At 61.2% G+C, this 25,236-nt stretch carries 26 protein-coding genes and 1 other RNA gene; 11 read left to right on the top strand and 16 right to left on the bottom strand.

The features are described 5' to 3' along the window. Positions 1-289 precede the first annotated feature (289 nt). The 7 genes from V6F91_RS11210 to V6F91_RS11180 all read right to left on the bottom strand — a co-directional run bounded on the left by V6F91_RS11210 (position 290) and on the right by V6F91_RS11180 (position 8,184). On the bottom strand, positions 290-1,903 hold the full coding sequence (locus V6F91_RS11210; RefSeq protein WP_332764335.1) for an iron ABC transporter permease: 1,614 nt from the start codon (positions 1,901-1,903) through the stop codon (positions 290-292). Positions 1,904-2,149: 246 nt separating this feature from the next. Beyond that, the gene (locus V6F91_RS11205) at positions 2,150-3,151 is read right to left on the bottom strand and encodes an extracellular solute-binding protein (RefSeq protein ID WP_332764333.1); all 1,002 of its coding nucleotides are present in this window, start codon (positions 3,149-3,151) and stop codon (positions 2,150-2,152) included. Positions 3,152-3,372: 221 nt separating this feature from the next. Then, on the bottom strand, positions 3,373-4,590 hold the full coding sequence (locus V6F91_RS11200) for a 2-octaprenyl-3-methyl-6-methoxy-1,4-benzoquinol hydroxylase (RefSeq protein ID WP_332764901.1): 1,218 nt from the start codon (positions 4,588-4,590) through the stop codon (positions 3,373-3,375). 9 nt (positions 4,591-4,599) lie between these two features. Next, positions 4,600-5,085, bottom strand: a complete 486-nt coding sequence (locus V6F91_RS11195; protein WP_332764331.1) for a DUF4442 domain-containing protein — start codon at positions 5,083-5,085, stop codon at positions 4,600-4,602. Beyond that, complete coding sequence (gene ubiH / locus V6F91_RS11190) at positions 5,078-6,265, bottom strand: 2-octaprenyl-6-methoxyphenyl hydroxylase (RefSeq protein WP_332764329.1); 1,188 nt, start codon at positions 6,263-6,265, stop codon at positions 5,078-5,080. Before ubiH ends, V6F91_RS11195 begins: the two co-directional genes overlap by 8 nt. After that, positions 6,262-7,596, bottom strand: a complete 1,335-nt coding sequence (gene pepP / locus V6F91_RS11185) for a Xaa-Pro aminopeptidase (protein WP_332764327.1) — start codon at positions 7,594-7,596, stop codon at positions 6,262-6,264. Before pepP ends, ubiH begins: the two co-directional genes overlap by 4 nt. A 27-nt stretch (positions 7,597-7,623) precedes the next feature. Next, on the bottom strand, positions 7,624-8,184 hold the full coding sequence (locus V6F91_RS11180) for a YecA family protein (protein WP_332764325.1): 561 nt from the start codon (positions 8,182-8,184) through the stop codon (positions 7,624-7,626). A 130-nt stretch (positions 8,185-8,314) separates the two neighbouring features. Here V6F91_RS11180 and V6F91_RS11175 point away from each other — a divergent pair, with 130 nt between their 5' ends. The 4 genes from V6F91_RS11175 (at position 8,315) to V6F91_RS11160 (ending at position 9,729) form a co-directional block, all read left to right on the top strand. Further along, entirely contained in the window at positions 8,315-8,524 is a 210-nt protein-coding gene (locus V6F91_RS11175) for a TIGR02449 family protein (protein WP_007911197.1), read from the top strand. Then, entirely contained in the window at positions 8,521-8,838 is a 318-nt protein-coding gene (locus V6F91_RS11170; RefSeq protein WP_016772632.1) for a cell division protein ZapA, read from the top strand. The genes V6F91_RS11175 and V6F91_RS11170 overlap by 4 nt, the downstream gene beginning before the upstream one ends. 30 nt (positions 8,839-8,868) lie before the next feature. Beyond that, positions 8,869-9,047, top strand: a non-coding RNA gene (gene ssrS, locus V6F91_RS11165) — 6S RNA. 79 nt (positions 9,048-9,126) lie between these two features. Next, positions 9,127-9,729: a 5-formyltetrahydrofolate cyclo-ligase gene (locus V6F91_RS11160; RefSeq protein ID WP_332764321.1), complete on the top strand. Its 603-nt coding sequence runs from the start codon at positions 9,127-9,129 to the stop codon at positions 9,727-9,729. Between the two features lie 39 nt (positions 9,730-9,768). On the opposite strand, the gene V6F91_RS11155 is transcribed toward V6F91_RS11160, so the two are convergent. Next, a complete protein-coding gene (locus V6F91_RS11155; protein WP_090287349.1) occupies positions 9,769-9,924 on the bottom strand; it encodes a hypothetical protein in 156 nt (51 codons plus the stop codon). A gap of 197 nt (positions 9,925-10,121) precedes the next feature. On the opposite strand from V6F91_RS11155, the gene V6F91_RS11150 reads away from it, so the two are divergent. Continuing rightward, positions 10,122-10,574 carry an EVE domain-containing protein gene (locus V6F91_RS11150; RefSeq protein WP_332764317.1) on the top strand — a complete coding sequence of 151 codons (453 nt, stop codon included), beginning with the start codon at positions 10,122-10,124 and terminating at the stop codon, positions 10,572-10,574. Positions 10,575-10,689: 115 nt separating this feature from the next. On the opposite strand, the gene V6F91_RS11145 is transcribed toward V6F91_RS11150, so the two are convergent. After that, positions 10,690-11,097 (bottom strand): flagellar basal body-associated protein FliL, encoded by a 408-nt coding sequence (locus V6F91_RS11145; RefSeq protein ID WP_332764315.1) that lies wholly within the window; start codon positions 11,095-11,097, stop codon positions 10,690-10,692. A 150-nt stretch (positions 11,098-11,247) separates the two neighbouring features. On the opposite strand from V6F91_RS11145, the gene V6F91_RS11140 reads away from it, so the two are divergent. Next, entirely contained in the window at positions 11,248-12,225 is a 978-nt protein-coding gene (locus V6F91_RS11140) for an NADPH:quinone oxidoreductase family protein (protein ID WP_332764313.1), read from the top strand. Positions 12,226-12,484: 259 nt separating this feature from the next. Further along, a complete protein-coding gene (gene glpT, locus V6F91_RS11135) occupies positions 12,485-13,834 on the top strand; it encodes a glycerol-3-phosphate transporter (RefSeq protein WP_024014747.1) in 1,350 nt (449 codons plus the stop codon). On the opposite strand, the gene V6F91_RS11130 is transcribed toward glpT, so the two are convergent. From V6F91_RS11130 to V6F91_RS11100, 7 genes are all read right to left on the bottom strand, one after another. Further along, a complete protein-coding gene (locus V6F91_RS11130) occupies positions 13,810-14,478 on the bottom strand; it encodes a gamma-glutamylcyclotransferase (protein WP_332764311.1) in 669 nt (222 codons plus the stop codon). The two genes, glpT and V6F91_RS11130, sit on opposite strands and share 25 nt — an antisense overlap. A 196-nt stretch (positions 14,479-14,674) precedes the next feature. Next, entirely contained in the window at positions 14,675-15,643 is a 969-nt protein-coding gene (locus V6F91_RS11125) for a CDP-6-deoxy-delta-3,4-glucoseen reductase (protein WP_332764309.1), read from the bottom strand. Then, the gene (gene ubiD / locus V6F91_RS11120; protein ID WP_008081413.1) at positions 15,643-17,109 is read right to left on the bottom strand and encodes a 4-hydroxy-3-polyprenylbenzoate decarboxylase; all 1,467 of its coding nucleotides are present in this window, start codon (positions 17,107-17,109) and stop codon (positions 15,643-15,645) included. The genes V6F91_RS11125 and ubiD overlap by 1 nt, the downstream gene beginning before the upstream one ends. Positions 17,110-17,189: 80 nt before the next feature. Continuing rightward, positions 17,190-19,151 carry an acyltransferase family protein gene (locus tag V6F91_RS11115; RefSeq protein ID WP_332764306.1) on the bottom strand — a complete coding sequence of 654 codons (1,962 nt, stop codon included), beginning with the start codon at positions 19,149-19,151 and terminating at the stop codon, positions 17,190-17,192. Between the two features lie 139 nt (positions 19,152-19,290). Next, positions 19,291-20,550, bottom strand: a complete 1,260-nt coding sequence (gene rho / locus V6F91_RS11110) for a transcription termination factor Rho (protein ID WP_003229334.1) — start codon at positions 20,548-20,550, stop codon at positions 19,291-19,293. A gap of 246 nt (positions 20,551-20,796) precedes the next feature. Further along, positions 20,797-21,126 carry a thioredoxin TrxA gene (gene trxA / locus V6F91_RS11105; RefSeq protein ID WP_003206727.1) on the bottom strand — a complete coding sequence of 110 codons (330 nt, stop codon included), beginning with the start codon at positions 21,124-21,126 and terminating at the stop codon, positions 20,797-20,799. Between the two features lie 120 nt (positions 21,127-21,246). Continuing rightward, positions 21,247-21,954, bottom strand: a complete 708-nt coding sequence (locus V6F91_RS11100) for a FadR/GntR family transcriptional regulator (RefSeq protein WP_332764304.1) — start codon at positions 21,952-21,954, stop codon at positions 21,247-21,249. Positions 21,955-22,211: 257 nt separating this feature from the next. Between V6F91_RS11100 and V6F91_RS11095 the strand changes: the two genes are divergently transcribed. Genes V6F91_RS11095 through V6F91_RS11080 form a run of 4 tightly spaced genes read left to right on the top strand, consistent with a single transcriptional unit; the run spans position 22,212 to position 25,058 of the window. After that, positions 22,212-22,997, top strand: a complete 786-nt coding sequence (locus tag V6F91_RS11095) for a transporter substrate-binding domain-containing protein (protein WP_090287367.1) — start codon at positions 22,212-22,214, stop codon at positions 22,995-22,997. A 21-nt stretch (positions 22,998-23,018) separates the two neighbouring features. Beyond that, positions 23,019-23,687, top strand: a complete 669-nt coding sequence (locus tag V6F91_RS11090) for an amino acid ABC transporter permease (protein WP_332764300.1) — start codon at positions 23,019-23,021, stop codon at positions 23,685-23,687. After that, the gene (locus V6F91_RS11085) at positions 23,684-24,334 is read left to right on the top strand and encodes an amino acid ABC transporter permease (protein ID WP_208939309.1); all 651 of its coding nucleotides are present in this window, start codon (positions 23,684-23,686) and stop codon (positions 24,332-24,334) included. The genes V6F91_RS11090 and V6F91_RS11085 overlap by 4 nt, the downstream gene beginning before the upstream one ends. Then, positions 24,321-25,058 carry an amino acid ABC transporter ATP-binding protein gene (locus V6F91_RS11080; RefSeq protein ID WP_203419941.1) on the top strand — a complete coding sequence of 246 codons (738 nt, stop codon included), beginning with the start codon at positions 24,321-24,323 and terminating at the stop codon, positions 25,056-25,058. Before V6F91_RS11085 ends, V6F91_RS11080 begins: the two co-directional genes overlap by 14 nt. Positions 25,059-25,236: the final 178 nt, after the last annotated feature.

Genomic DNA, 25,236 nt, shown 5'->3' with positions numbered 1-25,236 from the left:
CGCATGATGTAGGACTGACGACTACGGGGGCGTTCTCAATTGGTTTCCCCACCGCGTTGTCGCCTAAAAGCGAGCCAGGCAAGGCGCAGGCCGCTGGGAATGGTATTCCCTTTTCAAGGCCTGCAACGCAGGCTGGCTCGCTTTTAGGCACAACCCGGAGGGCCGGGCCTGCTGTTGTGCAGGGCTGCGTTGCTCGAAGCTTATTTGGAACAACCAAACCACGCTTCTCGCGTCTTGCCCTGCACAACAGCAGACCCGGCGCGGTGGGGAAACCAATCGAGAACGCCCCCTAGTTTCGGTGCGCGGAACGACGGATCAGGCCGATGACCGGCAACAGACCGACCAGCACCAGGGTCAGCGCCGGCAACGATGCCCGCGCCCACTCGCCTTCGCTGGTCATTTCAAAGATGCGCACCGCCAGCGTGTCCCAGCCAAACGGGCGCATCAGCAGGGTTGCGGGCATTTCCTTGAGCACGTCGACAAATACCAGCAGCGCCGCGCTGAGCGTGCCGGGCAGCAGCAACGGCAGATACACTTTGAAAAACAGTCGCGGCCCACTCACACCCAGACTACGTGCCGCTTCGGGCAAAGACGGCCGTATACGCGCCAGACTGCTTTCCAGCGGACCGTACGCCACGGCAACGAAACGCACCAGATAGGCCGTCAGCAACGCCGCCAGACTGCCGAGCAGCAACGGTTTGCCCGCTCCACCGAGCCAGGCGGAGAGCGGAATCACCAGTTCGCGATCCAGATAACTGAAAGCGAGCATGATCGATACCGCCAGCACTGAACCCGGCAGCGCGTAACCAAGGTTGGCCAGGCCGACGCCGGAATTGATCGCCGGCGTCGGTGCCAGCCGTCGGGCGAACGCCAGCAGCAAGGCGACGCTGACCGTGATCAACGCGGCCATGCCGCCCAGATACAACGTGTGCAAAATCAGCCCGGCGTAACGCTCGTCGAGATCGAAGCGCCCGCGCTGCCAGAACCACACCACCAGTTGCAGCAGCGGAATCACGAAGGCGCAGGCGAACACCAGACCGCACCAGCTCATCGCCGCGAAGGCCTTGAGCCCGCGCAAGTGATACAGCGCTTTCACTCTTGGCCGTTCGTTGCCCGCCCGATTCGCCCCGCGGGCGCGACGCTCGCCGTACAGCACCAGCATCACCACCAGCAGTAGCAGGCTGGCCAGTTGCGCCGCGCTCGACAGGCTGAAGAAGCCATACCAGGTCTTGTAGATGGCCGTGGTAAAGGTGTCGAAGTTGAACACCGACACCGCACCAAAATCCGCCAGGGTTTCCATCAGCGCCAGCGCCACACCCGCACCGATCGCTGGCCGCGCCATCGGTAGTGCGACGCGCCAGAATGCTTGCCATGGGGACTGGCCAAGCACACGCGCGGCTTCCATCAGGCCCTTGCCCTGAGCGAGGAACGCGGTGCGCGCCAACAGGTAAACGTAGGGATAAAAGACCAGCACCAGCACGATGATCACCCCGCCGGTGGAGCGCACCCTCGGCAGGCGCAGGCCGGTACCGAACCATTCACGCAAAACGCTCTGCACCGGGCCGGCGAAGTCGAGCAGGCCGACGAACACGAACGCCAGCACATAGGCGGGGATCGCGAAGGGCAGCATCAGCGCCCAGTCGAGCCAGCGCCGACCGGGGAATTCACACAGACTGGTGAGCCAGGCGAGGCTGACGCCGAGCAGCGTCACGCCAACCCCGACGCCGAGCACCAGCGTCAGCGTGTTGCCGAGCAGGCGCGGCATCTGGGTCTGCCACAGGTGCGACCAGATCTGCTGATCAATGGTTTGCCACGAGAGCAGCAGAACGCTCAGGGGCAACAGCACCAGCGCGGCGATGGAGAAGACGATGGGGTACCAGCGGCGTTGGGCGGGGTGGGCCACTTTTGGGTCTCTGGGGGAATTAGGGGTGTTCTTGGGGTTAGCGTTTCAGGTTGGGATAGCTGCCCTCACCCTAGCCCTCTCCCGGAGGGAGAGGGGACTTACCGCGCAGTTTATGGAAATTACGCCGGACTGGAATATCGAGTCGAACTCAGGAATTGAACCCTGCACAGATCGGCTCCCTCTCCCCCCGGGAGAGGGCTGGGGTGAGGGCAGCAATCCAAAGTGAACCGCGTTATCGGAACAGCCTCAGTTCCAACCCGCCCGATCCATCATCCGGATCGCCTCAGCCTGGCGCTTGCCCGCCACTTCCACCGGCAGGGTATCGGCGACAAACTTGCCCCACGCCGCGACCTCTTCGGAAGGCGCCACCGCCGGGTTGGCCGGGAACTCCTGGTTCACGTCAGCAAAAATCTTCTGCGCTTCTGGCGTGGTCATCCATTCAACCAGAGCCTTGGCCGCTTCCGGGTGTGGTGCGTGTTTGGTCAGGCCGATGCCCGACAGATTCACATGCACGCCACGATCGGCCTGATTTGGCCAGAACAGCTTCACCGGCAGCTCCGGCTTCTGCTTGTGCAGGCGCCCGTAGTAATAGGTGTTGACGATGCCGACATCGCACTGCCCGGCGCTGATCGCTTCGAGCACGGCAACGTCATCGGAGAACACATCAGTGGACAGGTTATTGACCCAGCCCTTGAGGATCTTCTCGGTCTTCTCCGCGCCATGCACTTCGATCATGGTAGCGGTCAGCGACTGGTTGTAGACCTTCTTCGCCGTGCGCAGGCACAAGCGGCCTTCCCAGTTCTTGTCGGCCAAGGCTTCGTAGGTGGTCAGCTCGCCCGGTTTTACCCGCTCGGTGGAATAGGCGATGGTCCGCGCGCGCAGGCTCAGGCCGGTCCAGGCGTGCGTGGACGAGCGATATTGCAGCGGGATGTTGGCGTCGATGGTTTTCGAGGTGAACGGCTGCAGGATGCCCATCTGCTCGGCCTGCCAGAGGTTGCCGGCGTCGACGGTGAGCAGCAGGTCGGCGGTGGCGTTCTCGCCTTCGGCCTTGATGCGCTGCATCAGCGGCGCTTCCTTGTCGGTGATGAACTTGATCTTCACCCCGGTCTTGGCGGTGTAGGCATCGAACACCGGTTTGATCAACTCATCGATGCGCGACGAGTAAACCACCACCTCATCGGCGGCCTGGGCAGTGCTGCCGATCAGGGTCAGGGCCAGTGCGGTCAGAAGACGCTTGGGTGCCAACATGGGAGTGGTCTCTCGGTCGGGAAATGTGGGCCAAATGATAAGGACTCACATTTACCACTACAATCGAACACTTGGGGAAGGCGTTACCAGATGTTGCACAGGCTGAAATGTGTTGCGCCTGTTCTGGCCCCTTCGCGAGCAAGCTCGCTCCCACATTGGAATGCATTACAAATGTGGGAGCGAGCTTGCTCGCGAAGAGGCCATCAGCTTCAATGCAGATGTCAGGGTTTGGCGAGGGCTGGAAGATCCCCGGTCAACCCGAGAGCTTCGCGCACAAACAATGCTTTCGCCTCGGGCATCTGCTCAACAAGCTTCAAACCGGCATTGCGCAACCAGCGCACGGGCAACGGGTCGGCCTGGAACAACCGTTCAAACCCTTCCATCGCCGCCATCAACGCAAGGTTGTGCGGCATACGCCGACGCTCATAACGGCTCAGTACCTTGACGTCCGCCAGTCGCTCACCGCGCTCATGCGCTTGGAGCAGCACTTCCGCCAGCACCGCTGCATCGAGGAAACCCAGGTTCACACCCTGCCCCGCCAACGGGTGAATGGTGTGCGCCGCGTCGCCAATCAACGCCAGACCTTCGGCCACGTAGCGCTTGGCGTGGCGCTGACGCAGCGGCACGCAGACGCGCGGATCAGCGCTGAGCACTTCGCCAAGTCGGCCTTCGAAAGCGCGTTTCAGTTCAGCGCAAAACGAGACTTCATCCAGCGCCATCAAGCGCTCGGCTTCGCTCGGCGTGGTCGACCAGACGATCGAACACCAGTCCTGCTCGCCGTCACGCTCCAGCGGTAGAAATGCCAGCGGCCCGTGATCGGTGAAGCGCTGCCATGCGGTCAACTGATGCGGCTGGCTGCTGCGCACGCTGGTGACGATGGCATGATGCAGGTAATCCCATTCACGCGTGGCCACGCCAGTGAGGCGGCGTACCGCCGAGTTGGCGCCGTCCGCGGCGATCACCAGCGGCGCGCGCAGTTTGCGCCCGTCCGCCAGGGTCAGCAGCCAGTCGTCGCCGGAGCGGCGCATCTGCTCAAGCCGCGCATTGGCCAGCAAGCCCATATCACAATCGTGCAAGCGCTCAAGCAAGGCATCCTGAACCACGCGATTTTCGACGATGTGGCCGAGCACATCGGCATGCACACTACTCGCCGAAAAGTGAATTTGCCCGGTGCCGCTGCCGTCCCACACCTGCATGTCGGTGTACGGGCTGGTGCGCCGTTGGACAATGCCGTCCCACACGCCAAGGCGTTCGAGAATACGTTGACTGGCCGCCGACAGCGCGCTCACCCGCGGCTCGAACGGCGCCTCGGCCGCGAACGGTTTGACGCTCAACGGGCTGCCGTCGAGCAGCAGCACTTCCAGGCCGCTGTCCTGCAACGCCAGCGCCAGGGCGCTGCCGACCATTCCGGCTCCGACAATCAGCAGATCTGCGCGCATTTCCATGCTTTAAGCCTGTCTCGCTTGCGGCTTGAGCCGCACGTAAAGGGTTTTACCGACCCGCGCCACCAGATGGCCGGCGCCGTCATGAATGTCGACCTGCAACTGCGGCAGGTATTTTTCGCCATCGGCGGTCTGCCGGCGGATCTCGGCGAGCAACGTCTCGTCGATGGTGAACCGGGCGAACACCGGGCCTTTGCCCGGCGCGATGAAATCGATGTCAGCGGCCTTGTCCCAGACGATGTAACGCGAGCCGAGGTTTTCCATGAGCATCAGCATGAAGAACGGATCGACCATCGAATACAGACTGCCGCCGAACTGGGTACCGACGTAGTTGCGGTTGTACCAGCCCAACCCCATCGACACCCGGACGTCGCGAAAGTCATCGCTGATGTGCCGAACCCGCACCCCGGCGCCCAGATAAGGTGGGTAGAGCGTCATCGCCCAGCGCATCAGCCGCGCCTTGCCGAACCTGGCGATCAACCCTTTAAGCATCCGGACGCGTTCCCAGGCCCATGGCCTGACGGGCAAACCAGCGCTTGGCCGGTGGCAGCAGTTCAAGGCCGAGCAGGCCGATGTTGCGCCCCAGCGAGACCAGCGGCTGGGTGCTGCCGAACAGGCGCGTGACCTGATCGGAAAAACCCACGGTGAGGTCCTGATCCAAGCGTTGACGCTCGCGATAGGCCTGCAACGTAGCGAAGTCGCCCAGCGCTTTATCGCTGCCCAGCAGTGCGGTGGCCAGGGCATCGGCGTCACGCAGCGACAGGTTGAAACCCTGCCCGGCAATCGGATGCAGGCTATGCGCAGCGTTGCCGAGCACGGCCAGATGCGAACGCACCTGTTCTTCGGCTTCAACCAGCGAAAGCGGATACAGGTGCCGCGCGCCGACCTGTTTCAGCGTGCCGAGGCGGTAACCGAACACGCCCTGCAATTCGCTGAGAAAATCCCGTTCGCTCAACTCGGCCAGACGCTGCGCGTCCATGCCCAGACGCGTCCAGACCAGCGCGCAGCGGTTATCCGGCAACGGCAGCAAGGCCATCGGTCCTTCGTCGGTGAAACGCTCGAACGCCATGCCGTTGTGCGCTTCGCTCGGGGTGATGTTGGCGATCAGCGCGCTCTGGTTGTATGGACGCGTGCGCACGTTGATGCCCAACTGTTCGCGCAGCCCGGAGCGACCACCATCGGCGAGCACCGCAAGGTCGCATTCAAGGGTGGTTTCATCGTTGAGCGTCAGGCGATAGCCGTCGGCCAACGGCTCCATGCGCGAGACTTCCGCCGGGCAGCGCCAGGTGATCACGTCTTTGTCGAGGTGCTGCCACAGGCACTGGCCGAGCCAGGCGTTTTCCACCACATAGCCGAGCGCCGGCACGCCCTCTTCCATCGCCGACAGGCGCGCGGTGGAGAAACGCCCCCGATCAGATACGTGAATCTGCTTGATCGGCTCGGCGCGGCGGGAGATCTCCTGCCACACGCCCAGCCGTTGATAAATCTGCCGCGAGCCGAAGGACAGCGCCGATGACCGTGCGTCGTAGCTCGGCTGCCAGCTGTCGCCCGGCGCAAACGGTTCGATCAGGACGATTTTCCAGCCACGGGCCTTGGCCCCAGCCTGCAGGGCCAACGCCAGACTGGCGCCGACCAGACCGCCCCCGATGATTGCCAGATTGACTCGACTCATGCCGCGTGTGTCCTTGCCTGTGCCATCAGCGCTTCGATGTCGGCGACGGTTTTCGGCACGCCACCGGTGAGGATTTCACAACCGGTTCGGGTCACCACCACGTCATCCTCGATGCGCACGCCAATGCCGCGCCATTTCTTCGCGACGTTCTGATTGTCCGGGGCGATGTAGATGCCCGGTTCCACGGTCAGCGCCATGCCGACCTCTAGCACCCGCCATTCGCCGCCGACCTTGTATTCGCCGACGTCATGCACATCCATACCCAGCCAGTGGCCGGCGCGGTGCATGTAAAAAGCTTTATAGGCTTCGCTGGCGATCAGTTCGTCAACGCTGCCCTGCAGCAAACCGAGCTTCACCAACCCCGTGGTGATCACTCGAACCGTGGCTTCGTGCGCCTGGTTCCAGTGTTTGTTCGGGGCGATTTCGGCAAACGCCGCTTCCTGCGAAGCCAGCACCAACTCGTAGATCGCCTTCTGCTCTGACGAAAACCGGCCATTGACCGGCCAGGTGCGGGTGATATCGCTGGCGTAGCAGTCGATCTCGCAACCGGCGTCGATCAGCACCAGATCACCGTCCTTGAGCAGCGCGTCGTTCTGCTGGTAATGCAGGATGCAGCTGTTGCGCCCGGCGGCGACGATCGAGCCGTAGGCCGGCATCTTCGCCCCGCCCTTGCGGAATTCGTAATCCAGTTCGGCTTCGAGGCTGTATTCATAAAGGCCCGGGCGACTGGCCTGCATCGCGCGTATATGCGCTTGCGCCGAAATCCGTGCGGCTTCGCGCATTACCTTCACTTCTGCCGCCGATTTATACAGGCGCATGTCATGCAGCAGATGATCCAGGGCAACGAATTCGTTCGGCGGCTGGGCGCCGAGGTGGGCCTTGGAGCGGATCACATTGATCCAGTCCATCAGGTGGCGGTCGAATTCGGGGTTGCTGCCCATCGCCGAATACACCCGGTCGCGGCCTTCGATCAGGCCGGGCAGGATGTCGTCGATGTCAGTAATCGGAAAAGCATCGTCTGCACCGTAATCGCGGATCGCGCCTTCCTGCCCTGCGCGCAAACCGTCCCACAATTCGCGTTCGGCGTTGCGCTCGCGGCAAAACAGGATGTATTCGCCGTGCTCACGACCGGGCATCAGCACGATCACCGCTTGTGGCTCGGGAAACCCGCTGAGGTATTGAAAGTCGCTGTCCTGGCGATAGACGTGCTCGACGTCGCGGTTGCGGATGGCTACCGCGGCGGCGGGCAGGATCGCGATGCTGTTGGGTTCCATCTGCGCCATCAGCGCCTTGCGGCGCCGGCTGTATTCCGCTTTGGGGATATGGGTCATGGGCAGATGGCTTTTCCTGGCACGCGATTAATGCAGCGACGGCTTGGCGGCAGGCGCCGCATCGGCTTTTTTGGTTTCCGAGAACAGCAGCAGCGGCGCGACGCGCAGGTATTCCATGACTTCCATGTAGTCGGATTCGCCGTCTTCGGATTCTTCCAGTGCGTCCTGCACCTGGGAAATGGCAGCCAGATCCTGCAGCACTTCGGTGGCTTCGGTACTGAGCATGCTGCTATCACGGCAGTTCAGACCAAAACCGCTGAGGAAGCCCTGGCACCATTGGCCCAGTGCAGCAGCGCGGTCGGGCAGCGGCGCGTCATCGGTCGGCAGCAGCAGAACGACGGTAACGTCGTCGCCGGTCAGCTCGCCTTTGACCATCTCCTGCAGGCCGATCAAGGCGTTGCGGACGTTGTCCTGGATGTCGCCTTCGAGCAGTTCGGCGGCGTCGATCAGCCAGCCTTCGTGGTCGAAGCCGGCACCGGCGCAGCTGCGTCCGAGCAGCACGCCATGCAGTTCGGCAGGCGAGACGTTGTGGCCGCTGGCAGTCAGCAGGGTGGCAAAGGCTTGGTACGGGGAATTCGCAATGGTCATGGGCAGCTAGGCGCCAGACGGCGCTATGTCTAGAATGAAGGCCTTGTATCCTACATCGACAGACTCGCCAAGACTATTAAAGGCTGTCCGCCAGCTATCCCATCAGACAGACTCCAACCCAGTGGACACAATGGAAGACACCGACCTGCAAGCGCTGATGGCCAGACTCGAACTGCTGATTGGCCGAGTCGAGCAACTTAAGAGTCAAAACGCACTCTTACTAGCTCAGGAAAAGACCTGGCGCGAGGAACGCGCTCACCTCATTGAAAAAAACGAAATCGCCCGGCGTAAGGTCGAATCGATGATTTCGCGCCTCAAGGCCCTGGAGCAAGACTCATGAGTTCAAGCAATAGCGTCACCGTGCAGATCCTCGACAAAGAGTATTCGATCATCTGCCCGCCGGAAGAACGCAGCAATCTGGTCAGTGCCGCGCGCTACCTCGACGGCAAGATGCGCGAGATCCGCAGCAGCGGCAAAGTCATCGGCGCCGATCGCATTGCCGTGATGGCCGCGCTGAACATCACCCACGACCTGTTGCACAAAGAAGAGCGCCCGGACATCCAGGCCAGCGGTTCGACCCGCGAACAGGTGCGCGACTTGCTCGATCGTGTCGATCTGGTCCTGGCCGACGATCAGAACACCGCCAAGGGCTGATTCGACTGGCAGCTTGAGGTATACTCGCGGCACTCCCTGGGGTGCTTGCCAGTTGACGATGTCCCGGAGCCGATTCGCACTACCCTGGAAGTTGCACGTTGGGCTGGTGTGCATGTCCGCTAGACGGAAAGCCTTAAAGTCTACTGCTTCTTCCACCTTGAACTTTCGGGTTCAAGGGCTGAGTTGACAGCGGTACATCCGGGGAGCCTGATTCGAATCCGATGTCGGTTTATGCCGACATCGGATTTTTTATGCGTACGTTTTCGTCCACCCTGCCGAAGCCGAACCATGACTGAACCCGCGCTGCTGCCCCGCCCGCAACTCCGCCGCCTGCTGCGCAAGGTGCGCCGCTCGCTGAGCAAAGCCGAGCAACACCAGGCTGCCAAAGGCTTGTTCCGGCAACTGGCGCAAGACCCGCATTTCCGTCGGGCCAAACACATTTCCCTGTATCTGCCCACCGATGGCGAAATCGATCCGCGCCTGCTGCTGCGCGAAGCCCAGCGCCGGGGAAAGGCGACTTATCTGCCGGTACTCAGCGCCTGGCCGCGGACCAAGATGGTTTTTCAGCGGGTTCGCCCCGGCGAAAAACTCAGACCCAATCGTTTTCGCATTCTCGAACCGCAGGCCAATCTGAGTCGGCAGCGCAAGGTCTGGGCGCTGGACCTGGTGCTGTTGCCGCTGGTGGGGTTCGACGATGTCGGCGGGCGACTGGGCATGGGCGGCGGCTTTTATGATCGCAGCCTCGCCTATCTGGCCCGACGCCAGAACTGGCGCAAGCCAACGCTGCTGGGCCTGGCCCATGAATGTCAGAAAGTCGAACGTCTGGCGCAGGCGAGCTGGGATGTACCGTTACAGGGCACGGTCACCGACAAGGCGTGGTATTTCGCGTGACAGGACGCCGCCAGAACAGCGGCGTCGAAGAAGACAGTTTCAGCGCTTGAAGGCCGTCGACTGTTGCACCTGTTGTGCAATTTCAATCGGTGCATCAGCCTTGTTCGCCCACAGGCTCTGCGCGTAACCAGTGGTCACGACGCCCAGGCCGAACAAAATTACCAAAGTCCATAGTAGATCCGGTTTGCGTTTCATCGATTGCCCCCCTCAAGGCACATCATCACGATGACAGCAGCGGTTTCCGTGTGTAGGCCGTGCAGCAGCGTCAAGCTTTAAAGGCCGGCATTTTGCGGCAACGTGAACCTGTGCGCAAACGCTGACGTCAACCGACTGTCGGTTTGTCATAAAATTGCCCGACAACCTGCCCAACGACCGTTTCAGGAGCACCCAACATGGCCTATTGGCTAATGAAATCCGAGCCCGACGAGCTCTCGATCAAAGGCTTGGAAAAGCTCGGCAAGGCGCGCTGGGACGGGGTTCGCAATTATCAGGCACGCAATTTCCTGCGGGCGATGGCGGTGGGCGATGAATTCTTTTTCTACCACTCCAGTTGCCCAGAGCCGGGAATCGCCGGCATCGGCAGGATCATCGAAGCGGCGTATCCCGATCCGACGGCGCTGGAGCCAGAGAGTCATTACTTCGATCCCAAGGCTACGGCGGAGAAGAATGCCTGGAGCGCGATTGATGTCGAGCATGTCGAGACGTTTGCTCGAGTATTGAAACTCGACTATCTGAAGCAGCAGACCGTGCTGGCCGAGATGCCATTGGTGCAGAAAGGCTCGCGACTGTCGGTGATGCCGGTGACAGCGGAGCAGTGGGCGGCGGTGATTGCGCTCAAGCCATAAGACTTTTTGCGACTGAAAAACAGCTATTGCGAGCAGGCTCACTTCTACAGGGGAACGCATTCCAGTTGTAGGAGTGAGCCAGCTCGCGATAGCACCAGACTGGACAGCAGAAGACTTACTGAATGATCAGGTTGTTGAACAACAGATCCTCAACCACCGGCTTGCCGGTCTCATCATTCATCACTTGCTGCGTCTGCTTCAGCGCTTCCTGACGCAGTTTTTCCTTGCCTTCGATGCTGCCCATCGCTTCGGTGCTCTGCTGCGTGAACAGCGCCACCAGTTGATTGCGGATCAGCGGCTCGTTGGCCTTGACCAGTTTGGTCGCTTCTTCGCCGGTCACGCGCAAGGCGACATCGGCCTTGTAGACCTTGAGCTTGGCCGTTCCGTCGAGGCCGTAATTGCCGACGAACGGCGGGCTCAGGGTAATGTAATTGACCTTCGGCGCCTCGCCTTCTTTGGCTTCTTCGGCCAGCGCTGCCACAGGCAGAGCCAGGGCCAGCAACAACATGATCCACGCTTTCACAATTCGCTCCTTATCCGGTTTGCGGCCTAGCATAACGACCCGCCGCACAAGCACAAGCTTATGCCTGACTATCAGGGCCGGGCATGCTCGTTGACCCGTTGATTCACACACCTACACTTATCGGCCATCACTCCCAAAGGAATAGCCCTGATGAAAGCCGTGCTGTGCAAAGCCTTCGGCCCTGCCGAATCGCTGGTGCTGGAAGACGTCGCCAGTCCTGTCGCCAAAAAGAATGAAATCCTGCTGGACGTGCACGCCGCCGGGGTCAACTTCCCGGACACGCTGATCATCGAGGGCAAGTATCAGTTTAAGCCGCCCTTCCCGTTCTCGCCGGGTGGTGAAGCGGCTGGTGTGGTTCGCGAAATCGGGGAAAAGGTCAGCCATCTCAAGGTCGGCGACCGGGTCATGGCCCTGACCGGCTGGGGCAGTTTTGCCGAGCAGGTCGCGGTGCCGGGCTACAACGTGCTGCCGATTCCGCCGTCGATGGATTTCAATACGGCCGCCGCGTTCAGCATGACTTATGGCACGTCGATGCATGCGCTCAAGCAACGCGCCCACCTGCAGCCGGGCGAAACCCTGCTGGTGCTCGGTGCCTCCGGCGGTGTCGGTCTGGCGGCCGTGGAGATCGGCAAGGCCATGGGCGCGCGCGTGATCGCCGCTGCCAGCAGCGCGGAAAAACTTGAAGTGGCGAAAGCCGCTGGCGCCGATGAGCTGATCAATTACAGCGAAGCCAATCTCAAGGACGAAATCAAACGTCTCACCGACGGCCAGGGCGCCGACGTGATCTACGACCCGGTCGGCGGCGACCTGTTCGATCAGGCCATCCGCGCCATCGCCTGGAACGGCAGGCTGCTGGTGGTCGGCTTTGCCAGCGGTCGCATCCCCGAACTGCCGGTCAATCTCGCCTTGCTCAAAGGCGCGGCCGTGCTCGGCGTGTTCTGGGGCTCGTTCGCCCAGCGCCAGCCGCAGGACAACGCGGCCAACTTTGCGCAACTGTTCGGCTGGTTCGCCGAGGGCAAGTTGAAGCCGCTGGTGTCGCAGGTTTATCCGTTGAGCCATGCAGCGCAGGCGATCAATGATCTGGGGCAGCGCAAGGCTGTCGGCAAGGTTGTGGTGCAGGTCCGTTAAGGCCAGGGAGCGATCCGGGCCAGTAACCCGGATCGCCTCGTCGTTGAGATCAGCCCCTTTCAATACGCGAAAACCGCAGAAACCTTCCTGAGTCACCATTCCCACAACGCCCTGTTCTTACGTCTGAGCGACATGTTCATAAAAGAACACTCAACCACCTAGATTTCCGCTGTTTTGCCGACGTTAAGCGATGCTATTTTCAGTAACGAAACTGTAACATTCGCATCCGCAGTCAAAACAAGAAAACTGGAGCTCTTGAATGTTTGCTTTCTTTCGTCCTGCCGCACATCAGGCTCCCTTGCCTGAAGAAAAAATAGACAGCACCTACCGACGCCTGCGCTGGCAGATCTTCGCCGGTATCTTCATCGGCTATGCCGGTTACTACCTGCTGCGCAAAAACTTCTCGTTGGCCATGCCGTACCTGATCGATGAAGGCTACAGCCGTGGCGACCTCGGTCTGGCGATGTCGGCGATCGCCATCGCCTACGGTCTGTCGAAATTCCTCATGGGCCTGGTGTCCGACCGCTCCAACCCGCGCTTCTTCCTGCCGTTCGGCCTGCTGGTGTCGGCCGGGGTGATGTTCATTTTCGGTTTCGCGCCATGGGCAACGTCCAGCGTGACCATGATGTTCATCCTGTTGTTCATCAACGGTTGGGCGCAGGGCATGGGCTGGCCGCCGAGCGGGCGGACCATGGTGCACTGGTGGTCGCAGAAGGAACGCGGCGGTGTGGTCTCGGTGTGGAACGTGGCGCACAACGTCGGTGGCGGCCTGATCGGCCCGCTGTTCCTGATCGGCATGGGCCTGTTCAACGACTGGCACGCGGCTTTTTACGTGCCGGCGGCGGTGGCGCTGGGCGTGGCGGTGTTTGCTTTCATCACCATGCGCGACACCCCGCAATCGGTCGGCCTGCCGCCGATCGAGCAATACAAGAACGATTACCCGGAAGGCTACGATGCCAGCCACGAAGACGAATTCAGCGCCAAGGAAATCTTCGTCAAATACGTGCTGCGCAACAAAATGCTCTGGTACATCGCCCTGGCCAACGTTTTTGTCTACTTGCTGCGCTACGGCGTGCTGGACTGGGCGCCGACCTACCTGAAGGAAGCCAAGGGCTTCACCGTGGATAAAACCTCGTGGGCGTATTTCTTCTATGAGTGGGCAGGCATTCCGGGCACGCTGTTGTGCGGCTGGATGTCGGACAAGATTTTCCGCGGCAACCGTGGCCTGACCGGCATGGTATTCATGGCACTGGTGACGGTCGCGACGCTGGTTTACTGGCTGAATCCGGCCGGCAACCCGATGGTCGACATGATCGCCCTGCTGTCGATCGGCTTCCTGATCTACGGCCCGGTGATGCTGATCGGTTTGCAGGCACTGGAACTGGCACCGAAGAAAGCCGCCGGTACCGCCGCAGGTTTTACCGGGCTGTTCGGTTATTTGGGCGGTTCGGTCGCGGCCAGTGCGGCGATGGGCTACACCGTCGACCACTTCGGCTGGGACGGCGGCTTCGTGTTGCTGGTCGGCGCTTGCCTGTTGGCAATGGCCTTCCTGGCCCCGACGCTATGGCACAAGCAAGTCGCCAGTCAGAGCCGTGAGGCGGTCGCCTGATCGCTGGTTGACTGACAGCGCTTGAGCCGCGCCTCCAGATTACGGTCTGGCATGGCGTGGCTGCGCAGGGCGTGTGCGGTCTGCTCGACATAATCGCGAGTGGTGCCGTAACGCCCGCTGGCGCTGGCGAACACCTGGCTCAGCACATGATCCGGCAGGTTGCCGGCATAGCTGGGCAGGTGCCGCTCCAGGACAAAGCCCAAGGCCTGCACCTGAGTGCCATCTTCGAGCCGGCAGTTGAGCCAGTGCGGCCGATACGATGGCACCGGCATTTCGCGTTTCCACAAGGCGTACAGCGCGGTATCGAGATTGTCTTCCGGCAACCGATAGGCGAAGCCGCTGCACGAACCGCCACGGTCCAGACCGAACACCAGCCCGGGCATCTCCGGCGTCCCGCGGTGTTCATGCGACCATAAATAGAGGCCACGATGATAACCGTGCACCCGACCGCGTATTCTCTCGACGGCGGTGCATTCCGGGCGCCAGATCAACGAACCGTAAGCGAACAGCCACACCGGCCCGCCCTTGTGGCGCGCCATGGTCGATTGCATGGAGGCGAGCAATTGCTCGTGGGTCAGCTGCGGCCCGAGTTCCAGCCGCGGAGGGTAAGCCAGGTTCAGAAAAGCGTTTTCAATGGCGCTCATGGCGAATAGCGTTCAGCTCCCCGCGGGTGAAGAATTACTTAATAGAACGCACCGCTGTAACAATAAGGCACATATGTTTTCAGGCAAATTAAGTGCCATGGCACAAAGATTATTTAACGGCCTGATGGATTTATAACCTACCGGTATTTATTGAATTACATAAATACCGATCGGCTATATACGAAGTTATATGAAATCAGGAGCGCGGTGCATAAGCGAATACGTCTGCGCGCATTTGATGGGCATCCATCCCCGCCTCGACCAGCGCGTCCAGGGTGCCGTAAACCATGGCCGGCGAGCCGCTGGCATAGACGTGCAAGGGCTTGAGATCGGCGAAGTCTTCGCAAACCGCTTCGTGCAGCATGCCGCAGCGCCCTTCCCAGCCGCACTGATCGCTGACAACCTTGTGCAGGAACAGGTTGGGCAGTTTCAACCATTCGTCCCAATGTTCGATCTGGTAGAAATCTTCCGGACGGCGCACGCCCCAATACAGATGCACCGGGTGCTTGAAGCCATTGGCGCGGCAGTGCTCGATCAGGCTGTGTATCTGGCCCATGCCGGTGCCGGCGGCGACGAGTACCAAAGGGCCGTCAGGCAATTCAGCCAGATGGGTGTCACCGAATGGCAACTCGACGCGCACCATCGGGTTGCGTTGCAGCTGTTCGATCAGGCTCAGTGCACTGGCTTCGCGCGCCAGCACATGGATTTCCAGATCCCGCCCGCCGTGCGGCGCAGAGGCCATGGAGAACGCCGATTTCTCGCCGTTCTCGCGTTCGATCATCAGATATTGCCCGGCATGATAGCGCGGCGGCTTGCCGGCCGGCGCGCGCAGACGCACGCGCCAGGTGTCGCCGCCCACTTCGCGGCATTCGATGACCTGGCACGCCAGGCTGCGCACCGGCAGCTCGCCCAGCGCCAGAACGCCATCCCAGAGCAGCACGCAGTCTTCCAGCGGCTCGGCGATGCAGGTGAAGAACTCGCCGTGATCATGGACCTGGCCGTCCTGCTCGACGCGACCTTCAACCAGCAGCGCCGCACACACGTGGCAGTTACCGTTGCGGCAGCTTTGCGGGCAATCAAAACCCAGGCGCCGCGCGCCGTCGAGAATCCGCTCACCGGGCTGTATCTCGAGCACTGCTCCGGAAGGCTGCAGGGTTACACGCATCAATCTATTCCTAACTGATTCCAGATGGCATCGATCCGTTGAGTCACGGCGTCGTCCTTGACGATCACGCGGCCCCACTCGCGGGTGGTTTCGCCCGGCCACTTGTGAGTGGCATCCAGGCCCATCTTCGAGCCCAGGCCGGAAATCGGCGAGGCGAAATCCAGATAGTCGATCGGGGTGTTATCGATCATCACCGTATCGCGCTTGGGGTCCATGCGCGTGGTGATGGCCCAGATCACATCGTTCCAGTCTCGGGCGTTGATATCGTCGTCGGTGACGATAACGAACTTGGTGTACATGAACTGTCGTAAAAACGACCAGACGCCGAGCATCACGCGCTTGGCATGCCCCGGATACGACTTCTTCATGGTCACGATGGCCATGCGGTACGAACAGCCTTCGGGCGGCAGGTAGAAGTCGGTGATCTCCGGGAACTGCTTCTGCAGGATTGGCACGAACACTTCGTTCAGCGCCACGCCGAGAATCGCCGGCTCATCCGGCGGCCGGCCGGTGTAGGTGCTGTGGTAGATCGGCTTGATCCGGTGGGTGATGCGTTCGACCGTGAACACCGGGAAGCTGTCGACTTCGTTGTAGTAACCGGTGTGGTCGCCATATGGACCTTCATCGGCCATTTCGCCCGGATGGATCACGCCTTCAAGGATGATCTCGGCGGTGGCCGGCACTTGCAGGTCGTTGCCACGGCACTTGACAAGCTCGGTGCGGTTACCCCGCAGCAGACCGGCAAAGGCGTATTCGGAAAGGCTGTCCGGCACCGGCGTGACAGCGCCGAGAATGGTCGCCGGGTCGGCGCCAAGCGCCACGGACACCGGAAACGGCTGGCCCGGATGCTTCTCGCACCACTCGCGAAAATCGAGGGCGCCACCACGGTGGCTGAGCCAGCGCATGATCACCTTGTTGCGGCCGATCACTTGCTGACGGTAGATACCGAGGTTTTGGCGTTCCTTGTTCGGGCCTTTGGTGACGGTCAGGCCCCAGGTGATCAGCGGGCCGACGTCGCCGGGCCAGCAGGTCTGCACCGGCAGCATCGCCAGATCGACATCATCGCCTTCGATGACCACTTCCTGGCATACCGCGTCTTTGACGACTTTCGGCGCCATCGAAATGATCTTGCGGAAAATCGGCAGTTTCGACCAAGCGTCCTTCAAGCCCTTCGGCGGCTCCGGCTCCTTGAGGAAGGCCAGCAGCTTGCCGATCTCGCGCAGCTCACTGACCGACTCGGCGCCCATACCCATCGCCACCCGCTCAGGGGTGCCGAACAGGTTGCCGAGCACCGGAATGTCGTAGCCGGTGGGTTTCTCGAACAGCAGCGCCGGGCCCTTGGCCCGCAGCGTGCGGTCGCACACCTCAGTCATCTCCAGCACCGGCGAGACGGGAATCTGGATGCGTTTCAACTCTCCGCGCTGCTCAAGCTGCTGCACGAAATCCCGAAGATCCTTGAATTTCATTGACGATGGCACCCTCAAAATAGGCGTACATCCTACCTGCTCTGACGGGCAAACAGCAGCCCGTCAGTGCCCGGCATCGCTCATTGGCGGCTGGTGCCCAGCAACATCGGCGCAAACAGCGGGCTCAAACGCGCGCTGCCGGCGTCGGAAAGATGATCGGCATCCTTGTATTGCGAATGGCCGTCGACATCGATCATGCACAGGCCGTCCTTGCACATCAGCGGCGTCGGGTCGATGACATGCACGCCGGAATCGGCAGCGCTCATCGAGCCGAACAGACCGGTGAAAAACTGCTGCCGCGCCAGATGCTCGCTTAGCGGGCGACCGAGCCCTTCGGCCGAGCGGCCAATCCGCGCCAGACTGGTCAGGCGGCTGATGTAACTCTTGTGCTGCAGCGGCACCTCCTTGAACAACCAGACCTGCACTCCGGCCTCACGCAGTTCGCTGACTTGCGCCTTGATCGCCGCCGCCATGCGTTTCTCCGACTGCGCCACATTGCGCGAAGGATCGAGCAGGAACTGCTTGTCGCCGTCGCCGTCTTCACGCCCGTAGACGTATAGGCTCCAGTTCGCCGCCAGCACCACGTCCTTGATGCCCAGATCACGGACCAACTGCATGTTGCGCTGATTGAACTGCTTGCATTGCGCACGGAGGGCGTCGTCAATGATCGGTGGGCACCCGGTCAGGCTATACAGCCAAACGGGCTGGCCGTCACGCTGGCTGTTGCCTTCGATGGCCGGCAGCAGTGCGGCGGTGTGGCTGTCGCCCCAGAACATCTTGGTCGGCGCGATCTGCTGGTCACCGCCCACGCGACAGGCCTTGTCCAGGGTCTTGTCCTTGCTCATGTGCATGCACTTCATTTGCCCGGCGTTCCATTCCTGGGACTGCGCATACTCAAGTGCCTTGCCGCTCAGACGCTGCGGCACGCCGTCCGCCGAACGAATGGCCGAGCCAACCACCGCCAGGGCGGCAATGGAAACCAGGCCACCGACCAGCACCGAGTTACGGCTGGCAAACACACGCTTTTCGCGAAACGGCAGTTCGACATAGCGCAGGCTCAGCCACGCCAGTGCCATGGCCAGGGCGATCCAGCCAAGTGCTTCAAGCGGCTGGATGCCGTCGATGGAGATCGCGTTGGCGTACACGTAAATCGGCCAGTGCCACAGATACAACGAGTACGACAGCAAACCGATCCACACCATCGCCCGCAAGCTCAACAACTGGCCAGCCAGGGTCGGGCCGCGCGCGCCCGACCAGATCAATGCCGTCGTACCGAGCACCGGCAGCAAGGCTGCCCAGCCCGGGAACACCGTGGATTTGTCAAAGGTGAAGACCGCCAGCAGCACCGCCGCCAGTCCGGCCAGGCCGACCGTCTGCCGGACCCACAGGCGCGGCGCATGTTTGGCGGCCGGCAACACCGCGAGCATCGCGCCGCAGAGCAATTCCCAGGCGCGGGTCGGCAGAGAGAAGAAGGCGAATTCCGGGCGGCGCTCGATGTAGACGATGTTCAGCCCGAACGACACCAGCAGCACGGCGAACAGCATCCAGCGCCAGTGCCGGACATAGCGCATCAACAGCACCATCATCAGTGGGAAGAAAATGTAGTACTGCTCTTCCACCGCCAGCGACCAGGTATGCAATAAGGGTTTGAGATCGGAGGCCGGCTCGAAGTAGCCATCCTCGCGCATGAACAGGATGTTGGAAATGAACAGCGACTGGTAACGGATCGTCCGCCCCAGATCGGACAGGTCCTTGGCGGTCAGCAACAACCAGCCCAGCGCCAGCGTCACCACCACGACCACGGTCAATGCCGGCAGGATACGCCGTGCACGACGACCCCAGAAATCGAGGAAGCTGAAGCGCTGGGCACTGATTTCACGGAACAGGATCGAGGTGATCAGAAAACCGGAGATGACGAAAAAAACGTCGACGCCGACGAAGCCGCCGCTGAATGTATTGAATCCGAAATGGAACAGCACGACGGGAAGAACCGCAAGTGCGCGTAAACCGTCGATATCACGGCGATTGCCAAACGTGTGCATGAAAAACCTTACCTGTTCTGGATACAGAATCCCTTGAAGGCGCGACGTTAGCAGCCGCGCATACTTCAATCCAGATACAAATAAATCGCGGACAAAAAAAAGCGCCCCTTACGGAGCGCTCCTTTCAACGGCTTGCGTGTTACTTGCGCTTCATCGACAAGAAGAACTCGTCGTTGGTCTTGGTCGTTTTCAGCTTGTCGACCAGGAACTCGATGGCAGCGACTTCGTCCATCGGGTGCAGCAGCTTGCGCAGAATCCACATGCGCTGCAGTTCGTCGTCGGCCGTCAGCAACTCTTCGCGGCGGGTGCCGGAGCGGTTGATGTTGATCGCCGGGAACACACGCTTTTCAGCGATCTTGCGATCCAGCGGCAGTTCCATGTTGCCGGTACCCTTGAACTCTTCGTAGATCACTTCGTCCATCTTCGAGCCGGTTTCAACCAGCGCGGTGGCGATAATGGTCAACGAGCCGCCTTCTTCGATGTTACGCGCGGCACCGAAGAAACGCTTTGGCTTCTCCAGGGCGTGGGCATCGACACCACCGGTGAGGACCTTGCCGGAGCTTGGGATCACGGTGTTGTAGGCACGGGCCAGACGGGTGATGGAGTCGAGCAGGATCACCACGTCTTTCTTGTGTTCGACCAGGCGCTTGGCCTTCTCGATCACCATTTCGGCAACCTGGACGTGACGGGTCGGCGGCTCGTCGAAGGTCGAGGCAACCACTTCGCCGCGCACGGTGCGCTGCATTTCGGTCACTTCTTCCGGACGTTCGTCGATCAGCAGCACGATCAGGTGCACTTCAGGGTTGTTACGCGCGATGTTCGCCGCGATGTTCTGCAACATGATCGTCTTACCGGCTTTTGGCGGTGCAACGATCAGACCACGCTGGCCTTTGCCGATCGGGGCGCACAGGTCGATCACCCGACCGGTCAGGTCTTCGGTGGAACCGTTGCCGGCTTCCATCTTCATGCGCACGGTCGGGAACAGCGGGGTCAGGTTCTCGAAGAGAATCTTGTTTTTCGCGTTCTCCGGACGATCGAAGTTGATCGTGTCGACCTTGAGCAGTGCGAAATACCGCTCGCCTTCCTTCGGAGGGCGGATCTTGCCAACGATGGTGTCACCGGTGCGCAAGTTGAAGCGGCGGATCTGGCTCGGCGAGACGTAGATATCGTCCGGGCCGGCCAGGTAGGAAGCGTCTGCGGAGCGCAGGAAGCCGAAGCCGTCCTGGAGAATCTCCAGCACGCCATCACCGGAGATTTCCTCGCCGCTTTTCGCGTGTTTTTTCAGCAGGGAGAAAATCACGTCCTGCTTGCGCGAACGGGCCATATTTTCTATGCCCATCTGTTCGGCTAATTCGAGCAGTTCGGTAATCGGCTTTTGCTTGAGTTCAGTCAGATTCATATAGGAATGACGTAATCATTTATGGAGGGGGGAAATTAAGCTTTTGGCTTAATGAGGCCGCGCCGCGGAGAAGGCGACAGGATCGCGAACTAATTCGAAAAGGAGTGCGTCGGCGACGGCTAGCAGGGGGCAGTGGAGAAACCAGTGCGGGGCCGAATGTACCACCTGAGTTTCGGAGCGTCTAGCCCTGAATACGCAAAAAGCCCCGCGATTTGCGGGGCTTTTTTTAACGTTTTACCGCGACGCTTAGATGTTGGCGTCGAGGAAAGCCGCCAGCTGCGACTTCGACAGCGCGCCGACCTTGGTCGCTTCAACGTTGCCGTTCTTGAACAGCATCAGCGTCGGGATACCACGCACGCCATGCTTGGCCGGGGTTTCCTGGTTTTCGTCGATGTTCAGTTTGGCGACGGTCAGCTTGCCCTTGTAGGTCTCGGCAATCTCGTCCAGAACCGGTGCGATCATTTTGCAAGGGCCGCACCATTCAGCCCAGTAGTCGACCAGGACAGCGCCTTCGGCCTTGAGTACGTCAGCTTCGAAGCTAGCGTCGCTAACGTGTTTGATCAGATCGCTGCTCATGGAATTCTCCAGGTTGTAAGCAAAAAAACGTGGCCCATCATAGCCGCCCTTCCCGTGTTCAGGAAGCCGCAGTTGATTGAGTCTTGCTATGGTGACTGATGAGTTTGGGTATGGTTCAAGTCAGCCGGCGGCGGGGGCGATGAACGCGATTCCAGTGCGCAGGGCCGCGTTGCGCACATGTTCCTGCATGGCTTTTTGCGCCGCAGCCGAGGCGCGGCGGGCCAGGGCGCGGAGGATCTTGCGGTGTTCCTGCCAGGTTTCCATGGCGCGTTCGGCGCGGATGAACGGTAGTTTCTGGCTTTCGAGAAAGATCTCCGCGCTGGCGGTGAGGATGCTCAGCATCGCCTGATTGCCGCTGGCCAGAAGAATCCGTCGATGAAATTCGAAGTCGAGTTTTGCCGCTGCCTCGAAATCGCCGGCGCGCAATTGCTCACGCATCGCCGCAACGTTGTCCTCCAGCGCATCCAGGTCGAACGTGCTCAGCGTCACCGCCGCCAACCCCGCCGCAAACCCTTCCAGCGCATAGCGCAACTGAAAGATATCCAGCGGCGAGGCCTGCGCCGCAAAAGCCCATCCCGGTGCGCTGTCGCCATTGGCCAGTTCCATCGGCGCCTGCACGAACACCCCTTTGCCCGGCTGAATACTGACCACGCCCAGCGCACTCAGCGATGACAGCGCTTCACGCAACGACGCGCGGCTGACCCCCAATTGCAGGGCCAGATCCCGTTGCGACGGCAAGGCGTCGCCGGCGCCGAAACCCTGTTCGGTAATCAGTTTGCGGATCGCTTGCAGCGCCACTTCGGGTACCGCACGGGAAATCGAGTTCATGGTTTTTCGGACGCGCCAAGGTCAATGTGCGGCTAGTTGTAAAGCTATTCGACGGGTCCGGCAAGTCGTGCCCCAGCGGGGTTCGGTGCGCACCACTGATGCGCCATCGGGGTGCGAAAAGCCTCCTGACTGTTCAGACCAGTAAGACCGAACGAAGCCGCTGAAACCGCGGCCTGGCGCAATGAAAGCGCAGTCTTGGCACGCCCCATGCTCTGTCTGATCGCAGAAATCACTTCCCGCCGATCCGGAGATTGTCCATGACCCAGCGTTACAGCGCCCTCCTCGCTTCCCTGTTTGCCGGCCTGCTGCTGTGCCAGGCTCCCGCTCATGCCGACGGTCTGGACGACGTGGTCAAGCGCGGCACGCTGAAAGTCGCGGTGCCGCAGGACTTCCCGCCGTTCGGCTCGGTCGGCCCGGACATGAAACCCCGCGGCCTGGACATCGACACCGCGAAACTGCTGGCCGACCAGCTCAAGGTCAAACTCGAACTGACCCCGGTCAACAGCACCAACCGCATTCCGTTCCTCACAACCGGCAAGGTCGACCTGGTGATCTCCAGCCTCGGCAAGAACCCCGAGCGCGAGAAAGTCATCGACTTCTCCCGCGCCTACGCCCCGTTCTACCTCGCTGTGTTCGGCCCGCCAGACGCTGCGATCAGCAGTCTCGATGATCTCAAAGGCAAAACCATCAGCGTCACCCGTGGCGCCATCGAAGACATCGAGCTGAGCAAAGTCGCCCCCGAAGGCGTCACGATCAAGCGCTTCGAGGACAACAACTCGACCATCGCCGCCTACCTCGCCGGCCAGGTCGACCTGATCGCCAGCGGCAACGTGGTGATGGTCGCGATCAGCGAGAAGAACCCGAAACGTGTGCCGGCGCTGAAAGTGAAGCTCAAGGATTCGCCGGTGTATGTCGGCGTGAACAAGAACGAAGCCGCACTGCTGGCGAAGGTCAACGACATCCTGACCACCGCCAAGGCTGACGGCGCGCTGGAAAAGAACGCGCAGACCTGGTTGAAAGAACCCCTGCCGGCCGATCTCTGATCGACGGCGCGGGAGAATTTCATGGCTTATCAGTTCGATTTCCTGCCGGTGGTGGAAAACACCGACCTGCTGCTGCGCGGCGCGCTGTTCACCCTTGAGCTGACCGCCATCGGCGCGGTGCTCGGGGTCGGCGTCGGCATTGTCGGCGCGCTGGTGCGGGCGTGGAATATCCGCCCGTTCGCGGCAATCTTCGGCGTTTACGTCGAGTTGATTCGCAACACGCCGTTTCTGGTGCAGTTGTTTTTCATCTTCTTCGGCTTGCCGTCGCTCGGCGTGCAGATTTCCGAGTGGCAGGCAGCCGTGCTGGCGATGGTGATCAACCTTGGCGCTTATTCGACCGAGATCATCCGCGCCGGCATCCAGGCGATTCCGCACGGGCAACTGGAGGCGGCTGCTGCACTCGCGATGAGCCGTTTCGAGGCGTTCCGGCATGTGGTGCTGCTGCCGGCGCTGGGCAAGGTCTGGCCGGCGCTGAGCAGTCAGATCATCATCGTCATGCTCGGCTCGGCGGTGTGTTCGCAGATCGCCACCGAAGAGCTGAGTTTCGCGGCCAACTTCATTCAGTCGCGCAATTTCCGCGCCTTTGAAACCTATGCGCTGACCACGCTGATCTACCTGTGCATGGCGCTGTTGATCCGCCAATTGCTCAACTGGATCGGCCGGCGCTATATCAGCAGGAGCCGGGCATGAGCGACTTCACCTTCTGGGACATCCTGCGCAACCTGCTCACCGGCCTGCAATGGACGCTGGCGCTGTCGCTGGTGGCGTTCATCGGCGGCGGCATCGTCGGGTTGCTGATCCTGATCATGCGCATCTCGAAGAACTCGCTGCCGAGCAGTATCGCCCGCACCTGGATCGAGCTGTTTCAGGGCACGCCACTGTTGATGCAGCTGTTTCTGGTGTTTTTCGGCGTGGCGCTGGCCGGGGTCGAAATCTCGCCGTGGATGGCCGCAGCGATTGCTCTGACCCTGTTCACCAGTGCCTATCTGGCGGAGATCTGGCGCGGCTGCGTCGAGTCGATCCCCCATGGCCAGTGGGAAGCCTCGGCGAGCCTGGCGCTCAATCCGCTGGAGCAATTGCGTTACGTGATCCTGCCGCAGGCGCTGCGCATCGCCGTGGCGCCGACCGTGGGCTTCTCGGTGCAGGTGGTCAAAGGCACTGCTGTGACCTCGATCATCGGTTTCACCGAACTGACCAAGACCGGCGGCATGCTCGCCAACGCCACGTTCGAACCGTTCATGGTCTACGGCCTCGTCGCCCTCGGCTATTTCCTGCTCTGCTACCCCCTGTCCCTCAGTGCGCGCTACCTGGAAAGGAGACTGCATGCCTCTGCTTAGAATTTCCGCCCTGCATAAATACTACGGCGATCACCACGTTCTCAAAGGCATCGACCTCAGCGTCGAGGAAGGCCAGGTCGTGGCGATCATCGGCCGCAGCGGCTCGGGCAAATCGACCCTGTTGCGCACCCTCAATGGCCTGGAGTCGATCAATGACGGGGTGATCGAAGTCGACGGTGAATACCTCGACGCCGCCCGCGCCGACCTGCGCAGCCTGCGGCAGAAAGTCGGCATGGTGTTTCAGCAGTTCAACCTGTTCCCGCACCTGACCGTGGGCGAAAACGTCATGCTCGCGCCGCAGGTGGTGCAGAAAGTGCCGAAGGCCAAAGCGGCCGAACTGGCGCGCGAGATGCTCGAGCGGGTCGGCCTGGGCGAGAAATTCGACGCCTTCCCGGATCGGCTGTCTGGCGGCCAGCAACAGCGCGTGGCGATCGCCCGGGCGTTGGCGATGTCGCCGAAGGTGTTGCTGTGCGACGAGATCACCTCAGCGCTCGACCCGGAACTGGTCAACGAAGTGCTCGCCGTGGTCCGGCAGCTGGCCAAGGAAGGCATGACCCTGATCATGGTCACCCATGAAATGCGCTTCGCCCGCGAGGTCGGCGACAAGCTGGTATTCATGCACCACGGCAAAGTGCATGAAGTGGGCGATCCGAAGGTGTTGTTTGCCAACCCGCAGACGGCGGAGCTGGCGAATTTCATTGGCACCGTCGAAGCGACAGCCTGAGGCCCCTCCGGAGCCCCTACCGGCGCCTTCGTGAGCAGGCTCGCTCCCACAGGGGATATGCATTCCAGTGTGGGAGCGAGCCTGCTCGCGAATGGTCGCGCCGCGGTCTCAAGCTTTTCTGCGCAGGATCAACGGTTTGAACCGTGCGCGTTGGCGTCAGCGTGTGATCGTGGCACGA

Origin of the sequence: Pseudomonas koreensis (assembly GCF_036668835.1) — a bacterium.
GTDB lineage: Bacteria > Pseudomonadota > Gammaproteobacteria > Pseudomonadales > Pseudomonadaceae > Aquipseudomonas > Aquipseudomonas koreensis_I.
The sequence above is the reverse complement of the archived record's forward strand: the minus strand, read 5'-3'. Positions and strand labels throughout refer to the sequence as shown.

Excerpts from the sequence above, each read along its gene's own strand:
- V6F91_RS11095 (WP_090287367.1), top strand. The coding sequence starts at position 22,212 with ATGACCCAGCGTTACAGCGCCCTCCTCGCTTCCCTGTTTGCCGGCCTG.
- V6F91_RS11130 (WP_332764311.1), bottom strand. The coding sequence starts at position 14,478 with ATGAGCGCCATTGAAAACGCTTTTCTGAACCTGGCTTACCCTCCGCGG.
- V6F91_RS11125 (WP_332764309.1), bottom strand. The coding sequence starts at position 15,643 with ATGCGTGTAACCCTGCAGCCTTCCGGAGCAGTGCTCGAGATACAGCCC.
- trxA (WP_003206727.1), bottom strand. The coding sequence starts at position 21,126 with ATGAGCAGCGATCTGATCAAACACGTTAGCGACGCTAGCTTCGAAGCT.
- ubiD (WP_008081413.1), bottom strand. The coding sequence starts at position 17,109 with ATGAAATTCAAGGATCTTCGGGATTTCGTGCAGCAGCTTGAGCAGCGC.
- V6F91_RS11155 (WP_090287349.1), bottom strand. The coding sequence starts at position 9,924 with ATGAAACGCAAACCGGATCTACTATGGACTTTGGTAATTTTGTTCGGC.
- ubiH (WP_332764329.1), bottom strand. The coding sequence starts at position 6,265 with ATGAGTCGAGTCAATCTGGCAATCATCGGGGGCGGTCTGGTCGGCGCC.
- V6F91_RS11150 (WP_332764317.1), top strand. The coding sequence starts at position 10,122 with ATGGCCTATTGGCTAATGAAATCCGAGCCCGACGAGCTCTCGATCAAA.
- V6F91_RS11200 (WP_332764901.1), bottom strand. The coding sequence starts at position 4,590 with ATGCGCGCAGATCTGCTGATTGTCGGAGCCGGAATGGTCGGCAGCGCC.
- V6F91_RS11170 (WP_016772632.1), top strand. The coding sequence starts at position 8,521 with ATGAGTTCAAGCAATAGCGTCACCGTGCAGATCCTCGACAAAGAGTAT.
- V6F91_RS11090 (WP_332764300.1), top strand. The coding sequence starts at position 23,019 with ATGGCTTATCAGTTCGATTTCCTGCCGGTGGTGGAAAACACCGACCTG.
- V6F91_RS11115 (WP_332764306.1), bottom strand. The coding sequence starts at position 19,151 with ATGCACACGTTTGGCAATCGCCGTGATATCGACGGTTTACGCGCACTT.
- V6F91_RS11180 (WP_332764325.1), bottom strand. The coding sequence starts at position 8,184 with ATGACCATTGCGAATTCCCCGTACCAAGCCTTTGCCACCCTGCTGACT.
- V6F91_RS11140 (WP_332764313.1), top strand. The coding sequence starts at position 11,248 with ATGAAAGCCGTGCTGTGCAAAGCCTTCGGCCCTGCCGAATCGCTGGTG.
- pepP (WP_332764327.1), bottom strand. The coding sequence starts at position 7,596 with ATGACCCATATCCCCAAAGCGGAATACAGCCGGCGCCGCAAGGCGCTG.
- V6F91_RS11195 (WP_332764331.1), bottom strand. The coding sequence starts at position 5,085 with ATGCTTAAAGGGTTGATCGCCAGGTTCGGCAAGGCGCGGCTGATGCGC.
- V6F91_RS11080 (WP_203419941.1), top strand. The coding sequence starts at position 24,321 with ATGCCTCTGCTTAGAATTTCCGCCCTGCATAAATACTACGGCGATCAC.
- V6F91_RS11205 (WP_332764333.1), bottom strand. The coding sequence starts at position 3,151 with ATGTTGGCACCCAAGCGTCTTCTGACCGCACTGGCCCTGACCCTGATC.
- V6F91_RS11175 (WP_007911197.1), top strand. The coding sequence starts at position 8,315 with ATGGAAGACACCGACCTGCAAGCGCTGATGGCCAGACTCGAACTGCTG.
- V6F91_RS11100 (WP_332764304.1), bottom strand. The coding sequence starts at position 21,954 with ATGAACTCGATTTCCCGTGCGGTACCCGAAGTGGCGCTGCAAGCGATC.
- V6F91_RS11160 (WP_332764321.1), top strand. The coding sequence starts at position 9,127 with ATGACTGAACCCGCGCTGCTGCCCCGCCCGCAACTCCGCCGCCTGCTG.
- V6F91_RS11085 (WP_208939309.1), top strand. The coding sequence starts at position 23,684 with ATGAGCGACTTCACCTTCTGGGACATCCTGCGCAACCTGCTCACCGGC.
- glpT (WP_024014747.1), top strand. The coding sequence starts at position 12,485 with ATGTTTGCTTTCTTTCGTCCTGCCGCACATCAGGCTCCCTTGCCTGAA.
- rho (WP_003229334.1), bottom strand. The coding sequence starts at position 20,550 with ATGAATCTGACTGAACTCAAGCAAAAGCCGATTACCGAACTGCTCGAA.